13 protein-coding genes and 1 tRNA gene are annotated in these 26747 nt (G+C 50.3%); 9 read left to right on the top strand and 5 right to left on the bottom strand.

Going from position 1 to position 26747, the window contains the following annotated elements; translation table 11 throughout:
- Window positions 1-117 precede the first annotated feature (117 nt).
- Complete coding sequence (cls, locus tag Mal48_RS14365; protein WP_145200781.1) at window positions 118-1560, bottom strand: cardiolipin synthase; 1443 nt, start codon at window positions 1558-1560, stop codon at window positions 118-120.
- Between the two features lie 354 nt (window positions 1561-1914).
- Here cls and Mal48_RS14360 point away from each other — a divergent pair, with 354 nt between their 5' ends.
- On the top strand, window positions 1915-5691 hold the full coding sequence (locus Mal48_RS14360; RefSeq protein WP_145200778.1) for a S8 family serine peptidase: 3777 nt from the start codon (window positions 1915-1917) through the stop codon (window positions 5689-5691).
- A gap of 99 nt (window positions 5692-5790) precedes the next feature.
- Here Mal48_RS14360 and Mal48_RS14355 read toward each other — a convergent pair whose 3' ends face one another.
- A complete protein-coding gene (locus Mal48_RS14355) occupies window positions 5791-6276 on the bottom strand; it encodes a hypothetical protein (RefSeq protein WP_145200775.1) in 486 nt (161 codons plus the stop codon).
- Between the two features lie 82 nt (window positions 6277-6358).
- Window positions 6359-7861, bottom strand: coding sequence for a hypothetical protein (locus Mal48_RS14350; RefSeq protein WP_145200772.1), 1503 nt, complete (start codon window positions 7859-7861; stop codon window positions 6359-6361).
- A 309-nt stretch (window positions 7862-8170) separates the two neighbouring features.
- On the opposite strand from Mal48_RS14350, the gene Mal48_RS14345 reads away from it, so the two are divergent.
- Complete coding sequence (locus Mal48_RS14345; protein ID WP_145200769.1) at window positions 8171-9262, top strand: hypothetical protein; 1092 nt, start codon at window positions 8171-8173, stop codon at window positions 9260-9262.
- 99 nt (window positions 9263-9361) lie between these two features.
- Here Mal48_RS14345 and Mal48_RS14340 read toward each other — a convergent pair whose 3' ends face one another.
- Window positions 9362-10330: an NAD-dependent epimerase/dehydratase family protein gene (locus tag Mal48_RS14340; protein WP_145200766.1), complete on the bottom strand. Its 969-nt coding sequence runs from the start codon at window positions 10328-10330 to the stop codon at window positions 9362-9364.
- Window positions 10331-10637: 307 nt separating this feature from the next.
- Here Mal48_RS14340 and Mal48_RS14335 point away from each other — a divergent pair, with 307 nt between their 5' ends.
- The 7 genes from Mal48_RS14335 (at window position 10638) to Mal48_RS14305 (ending at window position 24897) form a co-directional block, all read left to right on the top strand.
- Entirely contained in the window at window positions 10638-11690 is a 1053-nt protein-coding gene (locus Mal48_RS14335) for an AAA family ATPase (protein ID WP_231739587.1), read from the top strand.
- Between the two features lie 56 nt (window positions 11691-11746).
- Window positions 11747-12652, top strand: coding sequence for a DUF58 domain-containing protein (locus Mal48_RS14330; protein WP_145200763.1), 906 nt, complete (start codon window positions 11747-11749; stop codon window positions 12650-12652).
- Window positions 12653-12657: 5 nt separating this feature from the next.
- A complete protein-coding gene (locus tag Mal48_RS14325; protein WP_231740024.1) occupies window positions 12658-14808 on the top strand; it encodes a VWA domain-containing protein in 2151 nt (716 codons plus the stop codon).
- Window positions 14805-17585 carry a VWA domain-containing protein gene (locus Mal48_RS14320; RefSeq protein ID WP_145200757.1) on the top strand — a complete coding sequence of 927 codons (2781 nt, stop codon included), beginning with the start codon at window positions 14805-14807 and terminating at the stop codon, window positions 17583-17585. Before Mal48_RS14325 ends, Mal48_RS14320 begins: the two co-directional genes overlap by 4 nt.
- Window positions 17586-17764: 179 nt before the next feature.
- The gene (locus tag Mal48_RS14315) at window positions 17765-23425 is read left to right on the top strand and encodes a hypothetical protein (protein ID WP_145200754.1); all 5661 of its coding nucleotides are present in this window, start codon (window positions 17765-17767) and stop codon (window positions 23423-23425) included.
- A complete protein-coding gene (locus Mal48_RS14310; protein WP_197441712.1) occupies window positions 23422-24561 on the top strand; it encodes a prenyltransferase/squalene oxidase repeat-containing protein in 1140 nt (379 codons plus the stop codon). The genes Mal48_RS14315 and Mal48_RS14310 overlap by 4 nt, the downstream gene beginning before the upstream one ends.
- Window positions 24562-24824: 263 nt before the next feature.
- A tRNA-Lys gene (locus tag Mal48_RS14305) sits at window positions 24825-24897 on the top strand.
- Between the two features lie 422 nt (window positions 24898-25319).
- Here Mal48_RS14305 and Mal48_RS14300 read toward each other — a convergent pair.
- Complete coding sequence (locus tag Mal48_RS14300) at window positions 25320-26444, bottom strand: class I SAM-dependent methyltransferase (protein ID WP_145200751.1); 1125 nt, start codon at window positions 26442-26444, stop codon at window positions 25320-25322.
- Window positions 26445-26747: the final 303 nt, after the last annotated feature.

Raw genomic sequence — 26747 nt, 5'->3', positions numbered from 1 at the left:
ATCCAGACAGCTTGAGTCTATTGTTCTGACATGAAGTACGTCAAATTGCTGCTGAGCCTCACAATGTCGAATTCAGTAATCTCACAGATTCGCAAAATCTGGAGCTATTCCAATCACTCATAGATAAGGAGTCGCCAGACGTGCGATTCCATCTCTCAGCTTCGCCATTGAGGAACGAGCCGCTAAGTCTTCTGTTGTCATTTCTCTTGAAAGGGCAATTTTCTCTTCAATCAATTCTGAAAGCTGCGAGTTGAGTTCTTTGCCATAACATTCGACGTTGAACTCAAAGTTCAGACGCAAACTTCGAGGGTCCCAGTTGCTAGAGCCGACAAGCGACCATTCACCATCCACCAGCATGACTTTTGTGTGATCAAATGGAGGTGGAGATTGGAAGACCTTGCAACCTCTTTGCAGGATACGACCGATCGGGTCCATGGATGCCCACTGAACCGCTCGAATGTTTACCGCTGAGGGAACGAGGATGCGAACGTCGACTCCCCGCATGGCGGCGATGTTCAGAGCGCTCACAAGCTCTTCTTCCGGGATGAAATAAGGAGTGACGATGTCGACTGAGCGACGCGCTGAGGAAATTGCCCCGAGCATGACAAGCTTAATGTTGTCGATGTCGGCATCTGGTCCATCGGGAATTCCTCGGGCCCAAGTTTCGCCGAGGGCTGGGGTCATCTGAAACCATTTTTCTGATGATAATTCTTCGTTCGCTGCGAATTCCCAATCTGCCAAGAATGCATCTTGAAGGTGGTCGACGACTGGTCCATCGAACTGGAAGTGAATGTCCTGCACCGGATAAGTGCTGCCAGGTTCTTCCAGGCAACCTTCACGAATGTTCATTCCGCCGGTAAAGCCGACCATCCCGTCAACAACCAGGATTTTTCGGTGGTTTCTCAAGTTCGCGTAAGCTGCCAGAACTGGAACGTTTGTGGGAAGAAAAGTGGTAACCTTTAATCCACGTTCTTGCATGATTTTGACTGAAGTCGGTTTGGAATATCGAGAGCCAACGTGGTCCACAAGGACGCGGACTTCCACTCCACGTTCTTGTGCTTCGACCAAGGCATCGATGAACTGCCGGCCTGCTTTATCGTAGTCGAAAATATAGGAACAGAGCCCAATGGTGCTTGAGGCGTTCCGGATCGCGTCCAGCATTGCAGCGTAGGCGCAGGCTCCCTTGTTGAGAGGTGTAATTTTGTTTCCGGGAAGGAGGTCAAAACCAGTGATGGATTTGCCAATATTTGCGAGCTGTTGGTTGAACCGAAACGGAGTCAGGTTGAGGTCTGCAGCCTGGCAGGATTTCCTCGCCTGATCGCAGGCGGATTCCTTGATCTTGTTGAGGATCTTCTCCCCCCGTCGCTCGATGCGATTGATGCCAAACAGATAATAGAGAATGGAACCGACGAGCGGGGAAAGCCAAATTAACCCGACCCAGCCGATCACGGCCCGTGTTTCCTGTTTTTTCAGGACGGCATGCAAACTTGCCCAGATCGCAAAGCTACGTTCGGTCAATGCGAGGGAGACAGCGAGAATTGGATAGTCGGAAAGTGTCATACAGCAACGGATACCAAACGTGGGTGACAAGTACAATTCAGGACTCAAAAATTCAGGGTGAGTTTATTGAAGAGTCGCCGGATTCCTGTTTTGAAATATCTATGGAAGCTTGTGAAGAGCTGTGAAAAGCGTTTAACGTGACAGATTCGGTTGTCATATCCATGACGATTATTCCTTTCAACTCGAAGATTCGGCCCTTCAAGTGATCGAAGTCACGACGATGCTTGTTAGTTTGCGATGTTATTACGACAACGCCGACCAGTAAGATAGTGTCAAAGTGGCGTCATTCTCCTTAGTGAACGCCAGGTGTTTCGATAGATCAAACATAACGAACCCAGAGACTGGACCGCCATCATGGCACGTTTTGCAATCCTGACTGTTCTCGCTGCGATTCTCTTTCTCAGCCATCACCACCCGTCTGGTCTTGCTGATGAAACCAAACAGATCGCGAAGAAAAAAGAGTTGAAAAAGTCTTCCGAGCTGAGCTATCAGTCAGAGGCATTGCTTCCGAAAACGGAGACCGGAGCGGTTCGCTTCCTGAAGGCGAATCCGAAGTTCGACGGTCGCGGAGTGATTGTTGCAATTTTTGATACGGGAGTTGACCCCGGAGCAGCTGGCCTTCGAGTCACTTCGGACGGAAAGCCAAAGGTGATTGACATCATCGATGCCACCGGGAGTGGTGACGTGGCCATGTCTGACGAAGTCGAGGCCGAAGATGGGAAGCTGACCGGGCAGACTGGAAGGACTCTCTCGCTTAATGAAAAGTGGAAGAATCCTTCGGGAAAATACCGACTTGGATTGAAAGCAGGATTCGATCTCTTTCCCGCCCCGCTGGTTTCGCGGCTGAAAAAAGAGCGGCTCAAAAAATGGAACCAAGCTCAACGTAAACGCGAAGCAGATCTCCTCTCTCAACTCGACGAGAAGAATCCTTCAATCACTAAAAAAGAAATTCAGGCTCGAATTGACGTACTTCGCTCTGCTCAAAAAGACTTCGAAGATCCCGGGCCAATTTTTGATTGTGTGACGTTTCACGATGGGAAAAATTGGCAAGCTGTGGTCGATACCGATGAAGATGGGGATCTCGCAGATGAAGAATTGCTCACTGACTACAAAGTCAATCAGAAGTTCGCAAACTTTGGAGAGGCCTCAAAACTCAACTTTTCTGTGAACCTTTACGAGAATGGAAAAGTCCTCTCGATCGTGACGACGACCGGAAGCCACGGAACACACGTCGCAGGAATTGTTGGAGCAAACTATCCCGAGAACCCTCAACGCAATGGACTCGCACCTGGTGTGCAGTTCATTTCGGTGAGTATTGGCGATTCGCGTCTAGGAGGAATGGAAACCGGGACAGCTCTGATTCGCGGATTGAAACGTGTCGCTGAGATGAAATGTGATTTGATCAACATGAGCTTCGGAGAACAGGCTGCCGTACCGAATCAAGGCCGATTGATTGAGGAGTTCAACAAAATTGTTCGAGACAAAGGCGTGATCTTTGTCTCGAGTGCTGGGAACAGCGGACCTGCCCTGACGACTGTTGGATCACCGGGAGGGACGTCATCAGCCGTGATTGGTGTGGGAGCTTATGTTTCTCCTGAGATGGCGAAGCAGGAGTATTCGCTACACGAAGCGGTCCCGGGGTTGCCGTATACCTGGACATCGCGAGGCCCGACAGCGGATGGAGACTGGGGAGTTGACTTGTTTGCTCCCGGTGGTGCCATTGCTCCGGTACCAGCTTACACATTGCAGCCAAGCCAGCGCATGAACGGAACATCGATGGCGTCCCCGAATGCCTGCGGAAACATCGCGCTCATGCTTTCCGGCTTGAAACAGGAAGGCAGGGAATACACGCCGTTCTCCATTCAGCGAAGTTTACAGGCAACAGCTGCGAAGGTTGAAACTGTCGACAAGCTCGCGCAAGGTCCCGGTTTGGTTCAAATTGACAAAGCATATGCCCATCAACTTGGGCAAGCCTCCGCTGCCGAGGCGATTGAGATTGATGTCGAAATTTCATCCCGAAGCAATGCGCGTGGGATTTACATTCGCGAAGAGTTCGAGATGAAGCAATCGGTCGGGGCAGCAGTCCAGGTGAAACCTCGTTTTCACGACAGCGAGTTGAACGACAATATCCTTGAGTTTGAGATTCCGATCACATTAAGTGTTGAAGCAGATTGGGTCAGCGTCGGTAGTCAATTACTGCTGACCAATGGGGGGGCCAGCTTTGGAGTGATCGTAGATGCAACAGGCCTTAAGCCGGGATTGCACACTGCAGAAGTGGTTGGAGTTCATGCTGAACATCCTGAGCGTGGGCCACTTTTTCGGGTTCCCATCGTCGTAACAAAGCCTGAGAAGCTCTCCTCGAATCAGTTCAAGAAGAAAATAAAATCCAAAGCTGGAACATTAGTTCGCACATTTCTCACACCTCCGATTGGAAGCCGTTACGTAGAGCTAAAGTTGACGAGGAAATCCGGAAACGGCTCAGGTTACTTCTACCTTCACAACCTGCAACTTGTCCCCGGTCAATCGTTCGAAACCCACGAAACCAAATCAACCACTTCGCTTTCACCGGGAGAAGTCTTCGTGAAAAGAATTCCTGTCCTGTCTGAGCGAACATTGGAAGTTTGTCTTGCTCAATACTGGTCAAGCCTGGGAGAGTCCGATCTTGAGCTGGAAGTTTCCTTTGGGGGAATTGAACCTTCTCTTGATATGATCACCCTGCCAAGCCGTGGGGATGCACTCCCTTTGGATCTGACAGCGAGGCTCCAGTTCGAAAGAGCCAAATTGTCCGGTTCGCTGACTCGTTGGCAACGGCAACTTACCCCGGTGAAATCTGAAATCGAATTGCTCAGCGACGAGCGCGACGGACTTTGGGATGACCAGAGAACCTGGAAGATGGTGTTGGATTACAAATTCGAATTGGCTTCGAAAACGAAGATTCAACTTTCGATTCCGCTACTGACTCCGCTGTTATACAGCTCGCCTGTTGATGCACATTTTATTCAGGTCTTAGACAAAAATCAGCGACCAGTGCATACCGATGACATGTTTCCGGCGGACTTTTCGGCGGAAAGTGGTGAGTATCTGGTTCGTGTCGAACTGCGACATCTGGACCGCAAAGCACTTAAGAAATACGAGCAGATTCCGCTTGTGATTGAGCAGCCGGTTGGACGTGTCGGGCTGAGGTTCTTTGAATCTCGTCTTGATGCAATTCAGAATACTAAACCTCGAAGCAGTACCGAACTGACTGTTGGAGAACAGGTTCGGTTCTGGGTCACTCTCCCATTGTCGCAGTCTCTTCCGAAAGGGGCCAGCAATGGTGATGTGCTGGTTGGAAATGTCAGCCTTTCTGATGATGATCCGAATCCTATTCCTGTTCGCCATGTCATCAGTTCCGTCACCACCAAGACTAAAGCTGAGACGAAGGCAGCACCTGTCACCAACCTCGTAAATGCAGAGCAGAAATTTCTGCTTGAGACCTTGCGGAGACTCGATTGGTCGAAGCATCAGCCACAAATCGAAGAGATTTCTGATCGACTCAAGGAGCTTGGGAAAGCTGATCGGCAACTGCTTGTCGCCCGCCTTCACCTTGCTGATTCACTCGACCGCAAGGAGCGACTCGATGTTGTTGTCGAGCTTGCTGATGAAGTGATTGACTCGGTGAAGACCAACAAACTGGCTCGCTACTTTGGTCGGAAGCATTCACCGAAAACGGCAGAAGAGAAGAGACTTCACCAGGAGATGGAAGCTGCGAAGCGAGATCTGATTGATGCTTTGTATCGTAAGGAGCGGGCTTTGGCTTATCACGAACTTCCCGATGTGCTTGCGAAGCACCCGATTAAAGATCAGGAAAAACTGGATCGAGCATTCGAGAAGAACTTTCGAGAGTTGTCGTCTTGGGTCGACACGACATCGAAGGAATACTTCCTGTTGCACTCTCGCCGCGACCGTCGAGAAGGAAACTACGGTCAAGCGATTCAGCTACTGAATAAGCACTCAGGGTCGGGACAACCAGTGTACTTGTATCACAAGAAACGCCGGGATCTCTATGAGCTGCTCGATTGGAAAGATTGGCAACAGGCCGAACAGAATTGGATGTTGCGATACTTTCCGGAAGGCCCGCCCAAGCCATGATGAAGACGAGTCACCAAGGCTGGCAGAGTCGTAGTGACTCAATAGGAGCTACGGTTCCTGGAGCAGCTTTTTGTTCGAGTTCGACCATTGTGAAATCATTCAAGAGCGAGCCAGAAGAGCGAATGTCATTTCGGCGAGCTTATCGGCGTCGTCAATCAGGATGAGTTCATCATTCCGCTGGGTTGTTGTGTCTTCAGAATCATCTGAGAGTGTGCTGTAGTCAAGTTGCTGTCGACTGGCAAGGACGACAGCATCGTCTCGCATTAGCCGAACGATGCGTTCCGAGCGACCACCCAGACCGGGAGTGTGCTGGTTCCCGCATTCAAAGGTGATCGTGTATTCGCTCTCACCCAGGTGAATGCTGACATGATTCTGAAGGTCTTCGGCGAGTTGCTCACAGAACTCGTTTGTGAGGACTTCCGGTTGGGATTTCAGGTTGAGCGAAGCGGCACCAGTGACTTTCCCATCCGCCCGTCCAGCCAATGCGAGACTGACTGCATTCCACAGATCGATAATGGTGACCGGGCAATCAATGACTCGGAACTGCTCGAGGTCGACTTTTTGTAACAGTGCAAGTTGACTCATTTTCTTCTCCACAAGTTCAATGTGATCTTTGTCGTACTGTTCATCATTTGATGAAATGTCATCTCACTCCGGTCTTTGCGAATCATACACAATCGGAGTCGCCAGGTAATTGAAACGATTCAGCAACAGGGATGAAGCAATCGCTCCACCATATTCTCATATCGGTTGCCCAAACTGCGATGTCTTCGACCAGCCTCTGAAATTCTCCCTCCAGGTTTTTCTTGTCTCGATCTGGGCCCGGATAAGATTCCGGGAGTTCCGTAATCGCATTACGAAGCCCCGTTGGATACAGGTCTTCATTCAGGAAGCCGAGTTCTTCGGCATTGGGGAGGCCATCTACGGCAGCCGCCATCACCGTTCCTGCATAATACTGGCTCGTCTCAGGGGAGACCAATTCCATAAGAGATTTTCGTCCCTCTTTCCAGATGGCATCTCTCAATTCTGGTGAGTTGGGTAAGCCATTCTGGATCGTTTCCTTCAATTTTGCATCCTTGAGCATGTCGAGGCCGGCGATGCCGAAGAAGAGGCGGGGCAAAAATTGTCGAGCGTGCCATTGGACGTCCTGGAAGGTGGCCCCATCTGGATGTCTTTGCTGTTCAAATCGAATTCCAAGGTCTGCTTTGGCCTCGTCTGAAATTGTTCCACGCCGGATTGCTTCTAGCCAATGGTCGTCCGACCACGACGCTAATCCGCGAAGGTTCGACACCTCAGGATGCTGCTTCAGGAAGAGTGCGTTCGGGATGAAGCAAGCACCGGACAAGAGCTGGTCTTTAACATGCGGCATGACATTCTCGACCATCGCATCAAGAGTGTTAGAAATTCTCTGTGCACTCCGGTACTCAAAATATTCATCAATTGGTTCCGAAGCCAGATCAGGTTCTGATACGATTGAGTTCTCGGCAGACTCGTTTTTTAGAATGGCTATAGCATCTGGAACCAGCATGTATTGCAGAACCCGAATGCTCGCTTTGTCGTATACTCGCTCATCTGTATACGCTCCAGAAACTGCAAATGGTTGGTGCAAGTTTGCCTTTGCCTTGTTGGCGAGTTGTGTTACGAGAAAGGCGGTTCGTTCAAGATCCCTCGCATCCTCTAGGACGTCTTGGTCCAGATTGTAAACTGGCGTGTCAGGATGGCTGAGGGCGAGAAGATCACGAATTAGCTTCGGGCCTGTATACCCGCAGGGTTCCCTTTGTCCGGCAGCGAATTCGTAATACCGCCCTGTGAATTGTGTCTGATGCTTCTCTTTCATCCCTGTGAAGAACGGGATCAGATCGGCAGCGTGGAGCAGCGTGACACCAGTGGCAGCAGTCTTTGCAAGAACAGAATTAAGCTGAATCCTAGATGCCTGGAGTTGATTTTGAATCTCTTGTGAGAGGGCCTGTTCGTTGGAATCAACCCATCTCGCGAGATGGTGGTATTGTCCATCTTCAATGAAGAGGACCATGCGAAAGCTGCTGAAACTTTCCAGTTTCGAAGCCCGTCGCACCAGTCGGGCAAGCCTTGAAACGGACTCAGGTTTGTTCAGGTCTCCTGCATTGAAATGGCAAAAACCGATGGCCAGATGCGGTTGGTTCGTTTTCATTTTTGCAACCCGTGTTGAAATTTCAAAAACATGAGGGGAGTGTCTTTGCGATCTTTTTCTACATTAATGCCCGTTTATTTATGCGGCAATGCTGTTTTTACGGATTTCAAAGGCTTGATGAATGTTGATAACACTTTTTGAAATTTGATAAAATGAGGCTTGGCTGTCTCTGTGGCCCATCTGCTTCGATTCCTCTCCAAAGGGGATCAGTCCGAAGTGTCAACGGAGTAACAAGAGGACAACAATTGTCGTTTACAGCCTGATGAGTAAAGCTCACCAGAGCATCGTGAGATTTCAGGAGATTGTGAGATGTCAGGCACCAGTCAGATGAGTTTTTCTGCGAACGATAAAATCTCCACCATGATCGATATGGAGGCTCGCCGTGTCGGGAGCTACACGGAACTCGAAAAGAAAATTGCAGAGGCCAATTCGCACCGCCCCAAGAAGAAAACAATCAATCACCAGAAGCTGAGAGGCATTGGAGATCCCGCAAAAAATAACTCAATTTATTTCGACGAACTCGAAATCCTTGACACCTACTTTCGGATGCACGGAATCTCATTGGCGAAAGAACTCTTCCAGCCGCCCACATTGATCGAAGCTCTTGGGAATTCTGGACCGGTCACGTTTCTTATTCCGTCACGAAATCGAGAGTATGAAATGCGAGTCGACATGTCGGAATGGGATGTGAAGGCATTGGCGGAATTTACATACAGCATTGGTCAGTCGGGCACGAGACAGCCGAAAATCAATATTCAGGAAGTTCCGTTTCGTCCAGAAGTGTTCGAGAAAGGGGACCTTGATTTCAAACAGGAAGAGTGGTTCAGACTTCTCGATGAAGACTATGGATCGATCGTCAGCATCTCGAGTCCACGAGCGTCTCATTCGAGCGAACTCATGTTAGCTAAGATGTTTGAACTCGAGCCAATGACAACAGGCGTCGATCTCGCGGAGTTGCCCTTTGCGTTTGTGTGGCCAAGTGAGAAGGCCTTTCGAAGTAGTTTCTCAGTTTCGATTGAGAGGCTGGAGCAGGAGCAGAAATATCGGCAGCAACTGAGTTCGGTCCGGGATGACTCTTACTTGCTCGTGGCAAATGGGAGGATCTATGAATCACAACGAACAGGTCAGGGTCTTCGCCATGAATACGGTGTTCTTGTTGCACAGTTCCAGCAGAATGGCCTTCTGGTCTGTACCGCTGGCTGTACTGGCTCTGCCGGTTTGGGAGTGGTTCAAGCTGCTCGAGAACTGATTGTGTCTACTCGGGAACGGCGTTCCGGCCAACGTTTCGAACCCATTTGGGCTGTCGTGGAAGTCGAGATTCAGCCGACTCGCAACGCAGCCGATCCGCGGGAAGTTGTCGGACACAGAATTCTGCCGAGACTCGGTTTCGACGAAGCTTAGCGCATTCTTAAATGCGTGTTGTGTCTGTGAAGCTCACTTACGAAACTTCATCGACTGCTCGCCACGAGGCTGAAAGTGAATTCCAATGTTCGAGTGGTTCTACGAAGAAGAACGTTTCCACTCGATGATGTCGTCCAAGATCTGGCCGAGTGTCATTTGTGGTTTTTTTCCGATAGTGGCTTCCAGCCGAGAGACGTCCGGGACTCTTCGTCGGACATCTTCGAAGTCTTTCCCGTAGGCGTCGCTGTATCCGACGTACTCGATTTTCACGCTCGGATCGATACGTTGAATGACTTCGCGAGCGAGCTGTTCGATGGAGATCGCCTGATCGCTGCCGATGTTGAAAATGTTTCCGACTGCGGCATCAGAGTTCGTCAAAGTCGCGATGCAATCGACGATCTCTTTCACATGGGCAAAACAGCGGACCTGTTGTCCATCATCGTAAACAACGACTGGGCCACCGTTGAGAGCCTGATCCACGAAACGGGGAATGACCATACCGTAGTTACCAACCTGTCGCGGACCGACAACATTGAAAAAGCGACCAATCACAACTGGTAGATCGTATTTCTTGTGATGAGCCAGTGCGAGGAATTCATCAATTGCTTTAGAGCATCCATACGCCCAGCGTGGTTTCGAAGTCGGACCGAAATGGAGATCTTCCTCTTCGTTCCATTTCTCCTTGGGGTTCTTTCCATAAACCTCACTCGTGGAGGCCATGAAGAATCGACAACCAGTCTGGGCAGCCAGTCGGAGTAGTCGCTCTGTTGGATAGATGTTTGTTTCGATGGTCCGAACGGGATCGTCTGCCACAATCTTGACACCGACAGCTGCAGCCAGGTGATAGATCACATCGACACCGAGCACGGCTTCGGAAAGCAGGATTGGGTCCGTGATGGAACCTGTGACCATCTTCAGATTGGGGTGGTCCTGAACATGTGCAAGATTGTTCTGCTGACCGGTGGAAAAGTTATCCAGAATGACGACCTCGTGCCCTTGGCTGAGCAGGAGTTCGGTCAGATGGCTACCAATGAAGCCAGCTCCACCAGTAATTAAACACTTGGACATTTCGGACGCTCCGGTTGTTTGCCATCGAAAATTGGAGATGACACGAAAATCAGGAAGAGTATTGAAATCCGGAGCCATTCGCTAGAGCCGACATGAAAATGATACACACGTTCTGCCACGTAGGTAAAAGCGATTTTCTATGCAAAATGCGATATCGGGAAGAGTTCTGGTTTTGTAGGGCGGTTCGATCTCTTGAGCGAATTCGCCGGCACTGATTGAGGATCGACGGTCTCATTTGTTTCCCGTCCGCTGCTGCCTTACACTCTTGACGCATTGAAGTTCATTGAATTGAACAGTCGGTCACGTAATGGCTTCTCAAGAAAGTTTTTTAATGACTCAGGTTCAGGAATCAGACAAGCTGGATGACCAGGAACGGGCTGCACGGTTGGTCGAGGTGTGCCAGAAAGTTCGCACTCAAGTGGGGCGGATCGTCGTCGGTCAGGATGAAGTTGTTGAACAGCTGCTGATTGCAATTCTGGCTCGTGGGCATTGTCTCCTCGAAGGCGTTCCCGGACTCGCCAAAACGTTGATGATTCGGTCGTTGGCAGAAACGATGAACCTTGGATTCAATCGAATTCAGTTTACTCCCGACCTGATGCCAGCAGATATCACCGGGACCGATATCATTCAGGAGAACCGAGAGACTGGTCATCGAGATCTCGTTTTCGAGAAGGGGCCGATCTTCACACAAATGTTGTTGGCGGATGAAATCAATCGGACGCCTCCTAAAACACAGGCGGCGCTATTGGAGGCGATGCAGGAACATGAAGTGACTGTCGGAGGAAAGACGTATCGACTCGATGAGCCGTTCTTTGTCCTGGCGACTCAGAATCCGATTGAGCAGGAAGGAACCTATCCGCTTCCCGAAGCACAAAGAGATCGATTCTTGTTCAACGTCATCGTTGATTATCCGAGCCGCGAGCAGGAAGGGGATATTATCGATCGCACGACTTCGATGGTCACTGCCAGGATTGAGGCGGTCGTCACAGGCAGTGAAATTATCGATTGTCAGGAAACCGTCCGCCGGGTTCCTTTGCCAGAACATGTTAAAAACCTTGTTCTCGATCTCGTCAGGTCAGCTCGTCCAAAGGATGAGACGACTGCTCCCTGGGTTCGTGAATTGATCGATTGGGGACCGGGGCCGAGGGCGTGCCAGCAACTTGTCCTCGCTGCGAAGGCGAGAGCATTGTTGCAAGGGAGATATCATGTGACACGCGACGATGTAGAAATCCTTGCCTTTCCGGTTTTGCGTCACCGAATTGTCCCAACTTTCAATGCAGAAGCTGAAGGTGTGAGCGTGGATGATTTGATCCGGCGACTCATACGAGAACTTCCGGCAGCTTCGAAGCAGTTGCTGTAGTTGCTCGTCCCAAGTTCCCCGCCCCATCCTTCCGCCTCGCCATAGCGTGCCTCCTTATGCCCCACGTATCCGACGTCCTCACTCCGCACGACATTGGAAAATTTACGAATTTGCAAGTTTTTGCAAAGCAGGTCGTCGAAGGATTCTGTTCAGGGCTACACCGTTCGCCTCATAAAGGTTTCAGCGTCGAGTTCAAAGAGCACCGGTCGTATGTACCCGGTGATGATATTCGCAGTATTGACTGGAAGCTTTTCGGAAAGACTGACCGGCTTTACATTCGTGAATATGAGGAAGAGACAAACCTTCGCTGTACGATTTTGCTCGATTCAAGTGGGTCGATGGGGTACACCGGGACGCGAAGTCATGGATTGACGAAGCATGCGTATGCTGTCCGCACAGCTGCTTGCCTGACGTATTTAATGTTGCAACAGCAAGATAGTGTCGGACTGGTGACGTTCGATAAAAAAGTTCGTCGTTACATCCCGCCGCGTGCTCGACCTAAGCATTTGCAGGCCATCCTCGGTGAACTCGAAAAGCAGAACCCTAAGCACGAGACAGAATTGGGCAGCGTCTTTCACGAAATGGTCGCCAAGCTGCATCGTCGTGGCCTGTTGATGATCATTTCTGACCTGTTTGGTGATGTCGACCAGTTGATGAAGTCGCTGGCGCACTTCCGTCATGCGAATCATGAGATCGTCATCTTTCAGATTTGGGACCCGGATGAACTCGATTTCCCCTTCCGACAGTGGACGCAATTCGCCTCTCTCGAAGCTGCTGACAATCGGCATCTTGTCGACCCGGCACAACTTCGAAACGCTTATTTAGAAAAGTTGAATCAATTCCGAGAACAGCTGGCGAACGGATGTAACCGCCATCGGATCAGTTTGGTCCCTATGACAACTGATCAGCCGTTTGCCGATTCACTGGCAGCGTATTTGGCTTTAAGGAGAAGAGCCAAGTGACGTTCATGAATCAAGCTCTTCTCTGGGGAGCGGCAGCATCTTTGATCCCACTCGTCATTCACATCCTGAATCGAAATCGGTTCCGGACGGTCGAATGGGGGGCGATGCATCTGCTTGAGTCAGTCATTCGAGTGAACCATAAACGGTTTCGGTTGGATCAACTCATTCTACTGCTCGTTCGGTGTTCCATCCCGTTGCTGCTGGCGTTTTGTCTGGCTCGACCAGTATTGACCGGAACGCAGGGGCTCGAGGGAGAATCACCGGTCTCAATCGTCATTCTCTTGGACAACAGCTATTCAATGGAGACAAACTCAGAGACCGGGACTCGCTTTGAAAAGGCTGTGGAAGCGGCGACCAGGTTGATCGGCGAAACAAGTCGCGGTTCGGAGATTGCCGTCATTCTCACCGGGGGAATTCCAACTCGTCTCTTTGATGAGCCGGTGTTCGATTCGGATGTCGTCATTCAGAAGCTGAGCCGGATCGAAGGGGGAATGGGAGCCAGCGACATGCAGGCTGCTGTTGATGAGGCACTTGTTGTTCTCGCTGGAATGTCGCATGCAAGACGCGAGTGTATCATTCTGAGTGACTTTCAAAACCATGACTGGGAGGTCATTCACAAAGATACACTTCAGGCAATCCGACGCCAGTTCGAAAGTCTCGAAATTGTCCCTGAGCTTTCGCTGATGCAACTCGGCAAGCCAGTTCAGGAAAACATTTCGGTTGACTCACTCAGTTTTCCTCGGCGTGCTCTCGGAGTCGGACAACGATTGGATCTCCGTGCGAATCTGCGAAACCACGGTCCGAGCAATGTCGAGAATGTTCGCGTGATCTTCCGCATTGATGGCGTTGAGGACTCGGTGACACAACTCCAATTGGCGCCCAGTGCAGAAACACAGGTGTTATTTCCGGGAGAGTTTAAAACGCCCGGTTCGCATGTCGTTGAAGTCGAGGCTGTGACAGATGATCCGTTACAAGCTGATAATCGTTTTGCTGCCGCAGTGACGGTTTGGGAGAACATCAAAGTTTTACTGGTTGACGGGGCTCCCAGTTCGCAACCCTTGCAAGGAGAGACCGACTATCTTTCCGTCGCATTGACTCCACTCACCTTTGGTCGTGTCCAACTTCTCGATCTCGTTGAAACTGAAACCATTCAAGTGAAAGAGCTGGACGAAGAACGTTTGAAGAAATCGCGTGTCGTTGTTCTGGCAAACGTTTCTAAATTGAGCGATGGGCAACTGAAGCTTTTGGAAACGTACGTCAAAGATGGCGGCGCCGTTCTTGTTTGTGGCGGAGATCAGCTCGATCTCAATTGGTATCGAGAGAAAATGTTTCTTGATGGACAAGGACTGCTACCAGTTTCATTCGGGCCGCTACTCGGTGAAGTTGGTGAAAAGAGTTCGAGTACTGCGGTCCTCTCCCAGCGATTCGATCACGTTGCATTGGAGTTTTTCAACGACCCTTCCAATGGCGATCTTTCGAGCGCCACGATTCGGCGCTGGTATCAACTGGCTGTTCCATCGGAGGCCTCGGAAATTGTGACATTGGCCATGCTGGACAGTGGAGATCCGCTGCTGGTGGAAAAGAATTATGGGGAAGGCGTGGTTGTGCAAATGGCGACCGCGTGCGATGCGGACTGGTCCGACTTTCCGCTCCGACCGGTTTATGTCCCGATGATGCAGCAGTTGATTACCACGATGGCCTCGCGAATTTCTCCACCCAGAAACATTCAAACTGGAGACTCAGCCGTTGCTCTCATACCTGATCTGAGCGATCAGGTGACCGTTTCAGTTGTGACCCCGGATGGCCTTCAGCGATCTGTCAAAACTGTGACTGAAGGAACCGCTCAACTTGCGAGGTACGAAGAAACGCAGCGACCCGGACTGTATACGATGTCGCTTCCATCGACTGAAGCGATTCACTTCGTGGCGGAGACTTCGCGAGCAGAGTCGTCGCTGGATTTGTTCGATGAAAAGGAACTCGCAGCGTTGGCCGACGAGTTGTCCGCAACGGTTTTGGAGTCTCCAGAACAGTATCTGAAACTTGATCGTTTACGGCGTCACGGACGAGAAGTCTGGAAAATTGCTTTGGCAGCCCTCTTGGGGCTTCTCTTCCTGGAACTGATCCTCCAACAGCGATTTGCGAGGGTCCGAGCATGACGAGCATACGCTTCATTGGTGATGTCCCGCTTTGGTTGGGGCTTGTTCTTTCTCTTGTCGTCGGAGTGCTTTCATGGCGGTACTATCGACGAGAAAGTTTCAATTTACCGCAGCGGCTGAAGTGGTTGCTCCCGTTGTTGCGAGCCTCTGCGTTTTTCCTTGGCATCATGATTCTGACTGGGCCGGTTCTTCACCATCGTAAAACGATCGGTGAACCGGGACGCGTGAAGATTTATGTCGATCTCTCCGAGAGCATGACGATGCTCGACCAGCACATGCCGACGATACGAAAATTACAAATCGCCAATGAACTCGGTTGGTTGAACGCGGAAGAGATCAAGACAGAGAAGCTTGATCTTGCTGAAGGGCTCGCACAAGCTCGTTTGGCGTTTGAACAGAGACTGCGAGAAGCTGAGGCGAGTGCTGAAAGCGCTCCGGACAAGACTTCAAGTGTCACCAACGAAACAGTGAAGAAGGCCGCTCGCAGTTTTCAAGAAGAAGTGACACAACTCCGGGAATCGTTCCCCAATGCGTTCAATCAAGCAGAGTGGAAGAATCTAGAGACTCAATTCGCTTCTGTGACTTATGAGCAGGAAAGTCCCGAGCAGCGGCTTCAGGTGACTCAAGGTTTTCTTCGTGAAATAGTGTCGATTGAGGAAGCAATCAAGAAGAGTTTTGATGATGATCTCGAACAGAAATTGAATGCCGGGGACGACTCTTATCGTTCTGCCATCGCTATGTTTGATGAATCAACCCGCTTGCGAAGAGCGGAAGTTGCGCTCACTGAATCTAATGCGGAAACGGTTATGGCACTCCGGGAAGAACACGAAGTCGAACTGCTTATGATGCATGGTGCAGAGGCGAGGTCGATCGAAATCGATGAATTTGAATCGGCGCTGAACCGGGCTGAACCTCAGGGACACCTCACCGATTTGAGTTCAGCGATTTTGACATCGCAAAGAACTGTGCAAAAAACTGTGGGGACTTCAGATTCCGCAGGTGATGCACCAGTTCAAAAACAGACAGCAGTCGTTTTGTTGACAGACGGCCAACACAATTCCGGTCCATCCCCTGTACAAACTGCGAAGATTCTGGGCGGACAGGGCGTCAAGTATTTCTGTGTCTCCTTTGGTGCGGCGGAGCAAGCTGAAGATCTGGCAGTTGTTGGAGTGGAATATCCGGAACTGGTCTTCAAGTCAGATCAAGTTCGGGGAGCCGTCATCCTCCGGGACTCAATAACCGAGAGTCTCCCTTTTGTCGTTCAGATTCGAAATGGTGATGATGTTCTCTGGCAAAAAGAATTAGTTTCGCAAAACATGCCGGAACGGAGAGTCGAATTTGATTTTGCAATCAACGAGCTGGTTGATCAGCTCGACGATAGTCTTGACTCCTCTGTCGTGAGGCACTCGATCCCCTTGAACTTGCAGGCGGTGATTATCCCGTTGGCAGAGGAAGCTGAAACGAAAAATAATCAGCGAAGCTTTCGACTGGCAGCCATCAAGCAGAGTTACAAATTACTGATTCTGGATGGTCGTTCGCGATGGGAGACACGCTACCTGAGAAACGTATTTGATCGAGACGAACAATGGGATGTCACCACAGTAATCGCGGGTCCGGGAACGGACGAACAAACCCTTCCACGAGGCGATCGAACCGACCAGTTCCCTACCAGTCGGGAAGCACTCTTTGAATTCGATCTGATCATTCTTGGCGAAATTCCCCCAGCGTTATTTGAGTCGTATGAATTTGACTGGCTCAGGGAGTTTGTTGAAATCCGCGGGGGCGGGATGGTTCTGATAGATGGGCAGCGAGGGAAGCTTCGTGAACTTTTAGAAACCAGTTTAGGGAGCTTAGTACCAGTCGAATGGAAGCCGGACGCAACTTCAATGCTGCCGCAGTCATTAGAACTGACTGAACGTGGTGCAGCGGAAAGTTCACTCAGACTCGCAGCTGATGATTTCCAGAACCGAAAATTCTGGACGGAACTTCCGCCGCCTCACACTCTGATCCCAGTCACTGCTCTTCCAGGTGCGGAAGTCCTCGTCGAAGCGAAAGTCGGTGCGCAAACAGAAGCAGCAATTGTGACTCGCAACTATGGGGCGGGGCGAATTTTGTATTTCGCTTTTGATGAAACCTGGCGCTGGAGATACAAGTCTGCGGATCTTTGGCATCAGCGAATCTGGAATCAACTGGCGACCTACGTGATGCCGCGCCCGTATGCCGTCAGTGATGAGTTTGTTTCAATCGATACCGGACCGGTCAGTTACGACTTCGGTGAGAGTGTTGATGTCCGTATCCGTCTTCGTGGAGTCGATGGAAAACCTGCTGTCGGATCGACGGCGGATGCTCTGTTCTGGAAGAACGGAAAAATTGATTCCACTGTAGCACTTGAGGCCGATCCGGATATTCCCGGAGTCTATCGTGGTCGTTCGCAAACGCTCTCTACTGGTGAATACACTGTTTCGATTCGGGCATCAGGGATGAGTGATTCTGCACTCAAAGCACGAGGTGAGTTCATTGTTGAAGGGCTCGAATCAGGCGAGATGGCAGCCACGAATGCGAACGAGGAATTGCTCTCCCAGATGTCGGCAGCTTCCGCAGGGGTGATGCTCCGCGAAGAAGACGTTGGCCGTCTCCCAGAGTTATTACGTCCATTCAGCGATGGGCGAATACTCGAATCTGAAACATTGATCTGGCAAAGTTACTGGTGGTTTGCTGCAATGATCCTGCTACTCACGATAGAATGGGGTATGCGAAAACGTGCTGGTTTATTGTGATGACTGTTCGAGGATAGCTCTGTGTTTCCAGCCACGCGATAAACGGTTCTGTCAGGGAAGCACTGAACGCCCCGAGAGAGTGAACTTCACGAAGACGATGAGCATTAAATACGCTCAAGTCAAATATGTTATAGTCGGACAACTCTGATTCCCGTCGAACGCGTATCTGGAATTTTCCCATGAGTGTTGGTCTCGATCCAATTGTTTCCCGGAAACTGGATCAGTTTCGCCGTCGCCGGTTCTGGCTCATCCTTTCGCGCGGCCTCAGCGTTGGGATCGTCTCCTTTCTCGCCTGTGTATCGGTCGTCGCCTTTATCGACTGGTATTGGTTATTGAGTGATTCAACTCGTTGGGGATTAGGGATTTCCGTTTATGCGGTCTCCTTTCTCGCTGTCTGGATGACCTCTCTTCGCCGAATAATGCATATCCCCGCGCGTGAAGAAATCGCCACGCAAATGGAGCAAACGGACCCAGAACTCCGGGAGAATTTACTCTCCGCGGTGGAACTGGCGACAGACGATCCCGCAGGGCTGCACGATTCGCCCATGTTTCGTGGACTGCTTCAAGGGAACGTTGCCAGGCAAATGGGGCAGATCCGAGTCCCACAGATGTTGCCCGTCAAACTGGTTGCCAAATGGCTGTTCGCTGCGTTGGTACTGGTTGCTGTTGCGGCGACTCTTCTGCTGAACGGTGACATGCGGTTTCGCCAGTTGGTCACACGTGCAGCTCTTCCCGGAGCGAACATTGCACGCGTCTCTCGAATCCATGTGCATGTACTCGAACCGACTCCACATTCGTTGTTACTCGCAGAAGATGAAACGATTGCGATCGTTGTTGAAATAACTGGAGGCAATGTGGATGAAGTCACTCTGGAGACGGTTACTCCCAGCCAGGGTGCTGTTCGCCAGCCGATGCGCGGGACCTCGGATGAGCAGTTCGCTGCGAATCTCCATGTCACTGACGAATCGGTTGAATATCGGATTTTCGCAGGTGATGCCGTCACTCAGAGGTATCGAATTGAATCTCGCCCAAGACCGCGCGTCAATGTGTTCCACAAAACGTTTCAATACCCTGAGTATTCACGGTTACCGCCAGAGACCAGTCATGAAGCTCATGGCGACTTGCAGGCATTGGAAGGGACGCAGGTTGAGCTAATCGTTGAAGTTGATCAACCTGTCTCTAAAGCGGAACTGCGGCTCGATCTTTCTGAATCGGACGAAGTGAAGGTTATTCCGTTGTCGCCAGTCGAACCGGAGGAGTCCTCGACTCGGGGGGAGAACCTTCAATGGTCTGCCACGGTTTCGGTCGATGAGACAGCTATTTACAAAGTGAATCTCGTTTCGAAAGAAACCGGTTTCGACAACGTTTTTAGTCCGAAATATGAAATCCGTCCGATTCCAGATTTGATTCCCAAAGTCGGATTTGTCGAGCAGCAGGAAACAACTCTCCTGTTGCCTCCTAACGACATTCTCGCTCTGAAAGGAATCGCTGCAGATGATCTACCGTTAGTTGGTCTGGAGCAGCAGATTTCGGTGAATGGTCGCGATTGGGAATCCATTCCGTTAGCAATCCAAACCGAACGAGAAGCCTCAACACACCTTGTTACATCTGAATGGCAATGGGATCTTTTGCAACTTCAGCTCAAGGCTGGAGATCAGATTCTGACTAAGTTGGTTGCTACTGACCTCAAAGGAAATTTAGGAGAATCGATTCCGCTGCGCATTATTGTCGCAGGGCAGGATTTCGACCCCAAACGCCATGAATTGATGGAGGCAAAAGTTGAGCTGTATGATTCACTCGCCGATTTTGCAGCCTTGGTCGCTGAGCAAAAAACCTCCGCACTGGAAGCGATTGAACGATTACGACAGCCCGAACAGGAGGAGCAGCAAGCCCTTCTGGATCGAACCTTGCTTCTTGATCTCTCGGCAAAGCATCGAGACGCTGCTGGCGAAGTTCTTGAAGATATTCTGACTGTTGAAAAAATGATGCCGACTGGAGCGGACGCCTACGACCTTGAATTGAGTGGGAGACTCCTATCCAGGATCTATCGCGAGTCTACAAACTCTCCTGCTTATCTGTTGCGGGCTATCGAAAGTACGGTTGACGCCAAATTGTTGAAACGCGATTACGACGAGTTGAAACGAATTTATGAACGGATCGCTGATGATGCCAAAGTCGTCGCGAGTCATTACCAGAACATGGCTTCGCATAACTTGCTTGTTGCCATCGCAATGGACATGGAAGCTTTGCTGCATCAGCAGAAAATTGTCGTTCAGGGGGCAACACAATCCTGGGAGCGACTCACTCGACAGGAAACAATTGTTCTCAATCAATTGGAACAGTTGGAACGCCTCATTCGAAAACATCGCGGGCGAATTTCGAGCTCTCTTGATTCCCGATTGCTGAGTCAGTTGAACTGGTCTGAGGGGCAGCGTCTCAAGCTTGAAGATGCTCTTGAATCTGAAGAGAAGCTCGAACAGCTCAAAAAAACGTCTCAAGACTTGCTCAATCAGCTGGCGTCGAGGCAGAGAATCGATCAACTCGACGGGGGACTTCCATCGAGACTGAGCAGTGCCCGTCGAGATCTCGATAGCCGATCGGGGCAGCTTGATTCCCCGATCGAGCAACTTGCGAGCGCGCTACGCCAGCAGGCTCAACTGCTTCAGAAGAGTCAAGACTCATCTGACTCAAACAAAAGCAACGAGTTCCTCCGTGAGTCGCAACGTTATGACGCAGAGATTGAGCTGAAGTTGCGCCACAGTCTGGACCAGTTGCGCGACTGTCGCGACCTGACACAGTCTCGGATTGATGCCGACTCGCAATATGCAGCTGACTCAAGTCTTACTCATCGAGCGGTGACATCTCTCTTCAATATCTCCCAGCAAAGTCAGCTGACCGATTCCGAAGTTCCAGCTCATCTGGCTGAAATTTTTCCAGCCTATCGCATTCTGGAAGCTGGGCATCAACTGGTCCTTGTTCAGAAATCGGCGACTCAGTTGCATCACCGGGAACGTTGGGAAACGGATCGATCGCTGGCTTACTTTGATCACCCCCGTCAACTGGATGTTCTCATCGGGCAGTTCGACATTGCCAGTCGACGTTTACGAGAAGCGAAAGTTCCGACCGAAATCACGACCAGATTCGATCAAATGCGTTGGTCGCCCTCTGTTCGTGATGCCGCAAGAAAAATTAAGGAACGCCGCTGGAATCGTGACAAGATCGTCGGAGCCAGTCACGAACTTGAAGAGATTCAACGAGAGGTAGATTTTCTTGTCGTCGAGCTTGAACCAATCATGGCTCAGGCACGGGCTGTGATTGCAAACTACACGCCGACAATCCCACAGATGGCGGAGCAATCGGCACAGCAACTGCGGGAACTGGAAGAAAAAACAACTCAGGCAGCCGAGGCTGCTGAGGGGAACGAGGCTTCAGAGAGGTCACCGCAACTCGCCGAGATTCAGCAATTACAAGAATCGATCAACCTGCAATTGGATGATTTGACACAAGCCCTCATTGAAGATGCGAACTCGCAGGATCTTCTGGATGAGCAACAACGCGAGCGTGCCCGAGATGCCGACGACAGTATCGCGATGATTCAAGAGCCCGCGAGAAAAATGAACCGCGCACTTGAACAGGCACAGGCTGCGAAAACAGGTGAGAAGCAGGCGAGCGATCTTGCACGAGCGACTGAGGAGCAGGAGAAAACTGCACAAGCTTTAGACTTGGTTGCCAAACATTTTGGAAAGCTTGAAGAAGGTCTCGACATTGCCGACTCACGCGAACAGCTTCGGCAAGCAGAACGTGACATGGGAATTGCTCGGCAAATGGATCAGCAATATCAAGACGCACAGCAGCTTGGAGAAATGGCTCAGCAATCTCCAGAAGCATTGCTCGCAGAACTCGAAAAAGAGTTACAGCAAAACCCTGTGATGCAGCAGGCACTCTCAGAGATCACAGAAAAGACGCTCAACGAAGCCCAAAGTGCCTTAGAGTTTGCAGCCCGGGACGATGAAAATATCCAGAAGGCGAACGAACGATCCGATTCTCAGTTCCAGGCGAAAAAGAAAGAACTCGCAGCGGGACTCCGTCAAGTTGGCTCGGAAGCATCGCAACTTTCCAGGCAGTTACTGGCGCAGGCAAATCAATCGGCAGCTCAAGGGAAATCTGCCGAAGCTCAGGAGAAACTGGCAGAGACCCAACAGAAACTCAACGAGATCGCGACGCTCACGAAGAGTGCCAGAGAAGATCAGCTTTTGGAAGATTTGCAACAGACCGCACAGGAAGCAAAGTCTTCTCTGCAAGAAGCTACGGAATCACTGAAACAAGCAAAACAACAGACCGCTGCGAAAAAAGATGAGAAGATTCACGCTGACGAGAAATCTCGCGAGGCCCAAAAGAAAGACTCCGAACAGCGACGCCAGCGTTTTCACGATCAACAAAAGCGGACCGCACAAGATCTTGCGAAACGAGCAGACGATGCAAAACGCCGGACCGATCAAGCAGTGAAGAACGCACAAAATCAGGTGAAAAATGCCGAGAAGAAAGTTCAACAAGCTGAGAAAAGTCTTGCTAAAAAACCTGACGATTCTGGATTGAAGAACAAGGTCAAACAAGAACAAGCACGGAAGTTGGCGGAGCAAAAAAAACTGGACGCTGCAAAACAGGTACAGAAGCAAGCTGCGGAGTTTGCTCAAGAGTTACGAAAGGCCTCTGACGAGATCAACAGGAAGAAACTTCCTCCGTTGAATGCTCAAAATCCGGCGACTCAACTCGCAGACCTTTATGCTGAGGAAGCCCTTGAGGTCGCTGAGAAATTGAATCGGAAGAGCGATGAGCTTGCAAAGGCATCAGAATTTCAGAATGAATTGACACCGACCCAAAGAGAGCTTGCCTCGTCCGAACAGCAGCAACAGGAATTGACCAAGGATATCAACAAAGTCGCAGAAGACGTCTCTCGAGCGGCACGACATGAACGGAGACTGAAGAATTTGAATGTCGTTGAGCCTCTGCAGTCCCTTGCAGAATCGATACAACAAGTTGCCTCAAAAGAATCCACAGACGCACAGCAACGACTTGGTGAAGCTCAAAGTGAGGCAGAGTCCCGTGAAGCTGCCGAGGCCACTCAGGCCACAAACCCCACTGAGGCGAACAAAGAACAGGGGCAGAATGGCGCAGCTTTGCAGGCTCAACAAGCTGTTGCCGAAACTGAAAAGTCACTCTTGGCTCAAGCTGAGCAACTTTCAAAAGCTCTCGAACCAAACCTCGCCGCCAACGAGAACACCCAAGCAAGTGCGGAAGAACAACAGGGCGGACAGAGTGATCAACAGTCAGCAACATCTCCAAGTTCGGGGGCATCGCAATCAGAACCGACACAATTAGAACCCACACAGTCAAAACCAACATCGCAGCAACAGGCTGAAGCGCAGCGTCTTGCTCAAACTCTTGATGAACTGGATCGACAACTCGCAAGTACGAGTTCAAAGGAATCGCCCGACGGAGCGAATCCGCAAGCCAAGCAGCCTCTCGATTCCATCTCGCAGGCTGCACGAACTCAACAGGCTCAGCTGGCAAAAACACGTACGCAATCGCAGCAACAGTCTCAGTTGGCATCCTCTGATTCAACGATAGATTCAGCAGATGTTCCCTCCGAGACCGGGCCGATGACAGACTTTAGTGTCCAGGCAGTTCATCGGACGGAAGATAAAAATTGGGGGATGCTTCGAAATCAGTCAGCGGATGATTTGACAAAAGGGCAATCTGAAGTCGTCTCTGAGGAATACCGAAAAAGCGTCGAAGCCTATTTTCGAGTCTTGGCTGAACGAGCGAGGAAGAAAAAATGAGGTTTCATAGAATCCCAACCGGAATCGCATTTTCGCGGTCTATGATCATTTGCTCAGTGGTGTGCGTCCATTTATCGCTGGCATCTGGGCAAGTCGTCGCGCAGGTCGACACAAATTCCGTGGACCAGAAAGCCTCCGCGTTTGAAACTGACGAAATTGATATCGGAGTCGAAAAAGCGATTGCGTATCTAATTTCCCAACAGCGTGAAGATGGAGCGATTCTCGATCAGCGATACGATAGCACAATGACAGCGCTATCGATCATGTCGATGGCGAGCGTCGGAGTTCAACCGGCCGATAAAGATTCGCGAGGGCAAGCGATGCAGAAGGCATTAGCTTACATTCTTCGCGATGATCGGGTCGATGACAAAGGTTACTTCGGGACCAAAGATGGCTCACGCATGTACGGTCATGGGATTATTACTCTCATGCTCACAGAAATGCTGGGAATGGGAGCGACCGAGGAGCAGGACCAGCTGATCCATCAGCGTTGTCAAAAAGCGATCGATGTCATCCTCAGTTCTCAAAAAGAACAGAAACCGACTCAGCACCGGGGTGGGTGGAGGTACAATCCGAACTCCCGGGACTCTGATTTATCTGTTTCTGTCTGGCAGTTGATGGCGTTGCGTTCAGCGAAGAATGATGGCCTAGCGGTTCCGGCGAGTGCGATTGACGAGGCTGTTGAATACTTGAAGCGATCCTACGCTTCACGGCTTGACCGAAAAGGATTTCCGGATAAGGAGGCGAGCGGGTTCACTTACACTCCCGGGCAAAGTCGTCCGACCTTTACGATGACAGCAGCCGGACTGCTGGCAATGCAGGTTTGCGGGGAATATGACTCTCCATTAGTCACTGGGGCCTCCGATTGGTTGTTGGAGAATCCCCCTAAGTGGAAGGAACGCTTCTGTTCCTACGGGACCTACTACTATTCACAGGGGATGTATCAGCGAGGGGGGGAACACGCAGCCAAGGCCCAGCAACTTGTGCAGGAGATGCTTCTCGGGCAGCAAGCAAAAGATGGCTCATGGCTGGCGGAGAACGGATCGGAGAAAAGCCACGGGCGGGTTTATGCAACCTCGATGGCGGTACTCAGCCTGTCGGTCAAATATCATTATTTACCGATCTATCAAAAGTAGGCCTGGGAAATCTTCCTCGGTGGCTTCATTTCTGTCGGTGTAAAGAGAGAGGAATTTTTCGGGGGATGTCAGTTTTTTCGGTCATCCGAAGAATTTGACATCTTTTTGACACGATACGGTTTCCCTGATTGCAGTCGCCTGCGGTGTTCACTAGACTTCGCCTCGTTCACTTTTCCGAAAGAAATTTCAGGAAAGACTGGCAAATGTCCTGCCTCACTCGCGAATTCTGTTCGCTGTTGCAAGTCATTTCCAGTAAAGGACTTGGGAGCGTAGCTCAGTTGGTAGAGCAACGGACTTTTAATCCGTAGGTCCAGAGTTCGAGTCTCTGCGCTCTCACATTGAAGCCTGACAGTCATCAAAATATTGGTGTCTGTCAGGTTTTTTTATGCGATGTCAGCACTTGTTGAGGGCAAAAAACAACAGGTGCAGAGTTATCACCGGCCATTGCGAAGCCGTGCTCTCTCTGAAAACTCGAGATTATTCTGGCCTCATCGTGGCTTGCGATTGAATAACGGTTCGTATGTTCAGCGTTACGACATGCATTGAAAATCATACGGGGACAGATGGTCGTTGAGACGTCCATGCACGAAAACAGCCTCGGCAAGCAAAGCTCGGCGAGGCTGTCAGGGCTCAAAATCGATTGAACGTCGTGCAAAATCTGAGGATGTCAGAGCTGATACGCTTTCCAGAATTGGAGCTATCAAGTTCTGAGAAAAACGTTCGAAACTTAAGTCTTCAACATGAGACGAAGAGGTTTCTTAATTCTCTGAGGTCAGCGAATCTCTTTGTGACGCCTCTGTTTCACGTACTGACGAGAAGTGCGGGCCTTTCAGCTCTTGGTTCTTGTCGATCTGGACACCCTCGGAGGTTGTGATTCGGCTCACAAAATTCATGATGATGCCGGTGGAGTCGCGGGACATTTCCATTGTGTCCATGTCGTAGCCTGCTTGCTCGAAAAGGGCTCGACAGTCTTCTTCCGTTCTGAGGTAGAAGTGCCAATCTGCATGCCATTGGTACTCAGAGGCGACATACTCGCGACAATCTTTGAACGCAACATAGACCACTCCACCCTCGACGACTGACTGCCGCCAGCCTTCCAGGATGCGAATCATGTAGCGATCGGGGATATAATCACACAGTCCGACACTGTAAACGATATCCGAAGCACCAAAGTTCTGGATGTTTTTCTCGCCGCTAGTCGTCTTCAGGGCGTTATAGCAGACTGGTGAGACAGTCAGATTTTTAGCAGCGGCTTGCTCGACTTCATCTTTTAAGAAACCAAGAGCGGCTTCATCGCTGTCCAGGCAGGTGACAGAAACCGGATTTTCGAGATGATCAAATCCGCATGTGTACTCACGTCCTGGGCCGGATGCGACATTCAAAATTGAAACGGGTTTATTTCGCTTCTGAATTTCGTCCAGGACAAACGCTTTCACGTCAGCTAAACGAGTTCGCACAGCACGGGCAAGGTCTGCTTTGAGAAAGTAACGGTCCATGACCAATCCGAGACCGGTCGACTTCGGCTCTTCGTTATAAAGAGCCGTCAGCATGACATAGTCACCTGGGTAACCTCGCGGCTTTTTCTTAGCACGATCAAAGAACCAGCTTTGATCAAACCAGGGAGCAAGTTCATCACGAAAGCGTTTTTGAACTTCAGCAAGTTTGCGAGCATCATCCTTCAGAGATTCTTCAGCAACTCGGCATTCTTCGCGTGACTGGTGGAAAGCAACTGTGAACTCCTCAACGCAACGGTCTACGGTTTCCTGATCTGGATTTTGCTCGACCTCATTTTCGATACGATCCAGCGTTTCCTTAAAATTCGCAACCTCGACATTGAAGAAGGACTCGACATCAAATGGGATGTTTGAATCTATAGTGGACATTTTTTCCCTTTATGGATTAAGCCCGACCATGTTTTCATACCCGCTGAAAAGAATAGTGGCAGTACGTTGGACCATTCACAAGATTATTTTTGAAGATTCTGCGCAAAATGATTGAAACGGTTATTCCGTGTTGTCCACTTTCTACAACAGTTTATTTTTCCTTTCAGGTAATTTGGGGGGGACAGGGGAAAGAATGACTCACGCAGGTGAGTCATGAAGTAAAGATAAGGATTGAAACCAATGTTTTTGATATGTGGTTAAACAGTCTTTCCCTTCACTTTCGAGTGCAAACTACTTCATGGC

The sequence above is a fragment of the Thalassoglobus polymorphus genome, assembly GCF_007744255.1.
Lineage (GTDB): Bacteria > Planctomycetota > Planctomycetia > Planctomycetales > Planctomycetaceae > Thalassoglobus > Thalassoglobus polymorphus.
Note: the sequence above shows the minus strand (reverse complement) of the source record. Positions and strands in the feature narration are given on the sequence as shown.

Excerpts from the sequence above, each read along its gene's own strand:
- Mal48_RS14330 (WP_145200763.1), top strand. The coding sequence starts at position 11,747 with ATGCCCCACGTATCCGACGTCCTCACTCCGCACGACATTGGAAAATTT.
- Mal48_RS14340 (WP_145200766.1), bottom strand. The coding sequence starts at position 10,330 with ATGTCCAAGTGTTTAATTACTGGTGGAGCTGGCTTCATTGGTAGCCAT.
- Mal48_RS14350 (WP_145200772.1), bottom strand. The coding sequence starts at position 7,861 with ATGAAAACGAACCAACCGCATCTGGCCATCGGTTTTTGCCATTTCAAT.
- Mal48_RS14335 (WP_231739587.1), top strand. The coding sequence starts at position 10,638 with ATGGCTTCTCAAGAAAGTTTTTTAATGACTCAGGTTCAGGAATCAGAC.
- Mal48_RS14325 (WP_231740024.1), top strand. The coding sequence starts at position 12,658 with ATGAATCAAGCTCTTCTCTGGGGAGCGGCAGCATCTTTGATCCCACTC.
- Mal48_RS14360 (WP_145200778.1), top strand. The coding sequence starts at position 1,915 with ATGGCACGTTTTGCAATCCTGACTGTTCTCGCTGCGATTCTCTTTCTC.
- cls (WP_145200781.1), bottom strand. The coding sequence starts at position 1,560 with ATGACACTTTCCGACTATCCAATTCTCGCTGTCTCCCTCGCATTGACC.
- Mal48_RS14355 (WP_145200775.1), bottom strand. The coding sequence starts at position 6,276 with ATGAGTCAACTTGCACTGTTACAAAAAGTCGACCTCGAGCAGTTCCGA.
- Mal48_RS14345 (WP_145200769.1), top strand. The coding sequence starts at position 8,171 with ATGTCAGGCACCAGTCAGATGAGTTTTTCTGCGAACGATAAAATCTCC.
- Mal48_RS14300 (WP_145200751.1), bottom strand. The coding sequence starts at position 26,444 with ATGTCCACTATAGATTCAAACATCCCATTTGATGTCGAGTCCTTCTTC.
- Mal48_RS14315 (WP_145200754.1), top strand. The coding sequence starts at position 17,765 with ATGAGTGTTGGTCTCGATCCAATTGTTTCCCGGAAACTGGATCAGTTT.
- Mal48_RS14310 (WP_197441712.1), top strand. The coding sequence starts at position 23,422 with ATGAGGTTTCATAGAATCCCAACCGGAATCGCATTTTCGCGGTCTATG.
- Mal48_RS14320 (WP_145200757.1), top strand. The coding sequence starts at position 14,805 with ATGACGAGCATACGCTTCATTGGTGATGTCCCGCTTTGGTTGGGGCTT.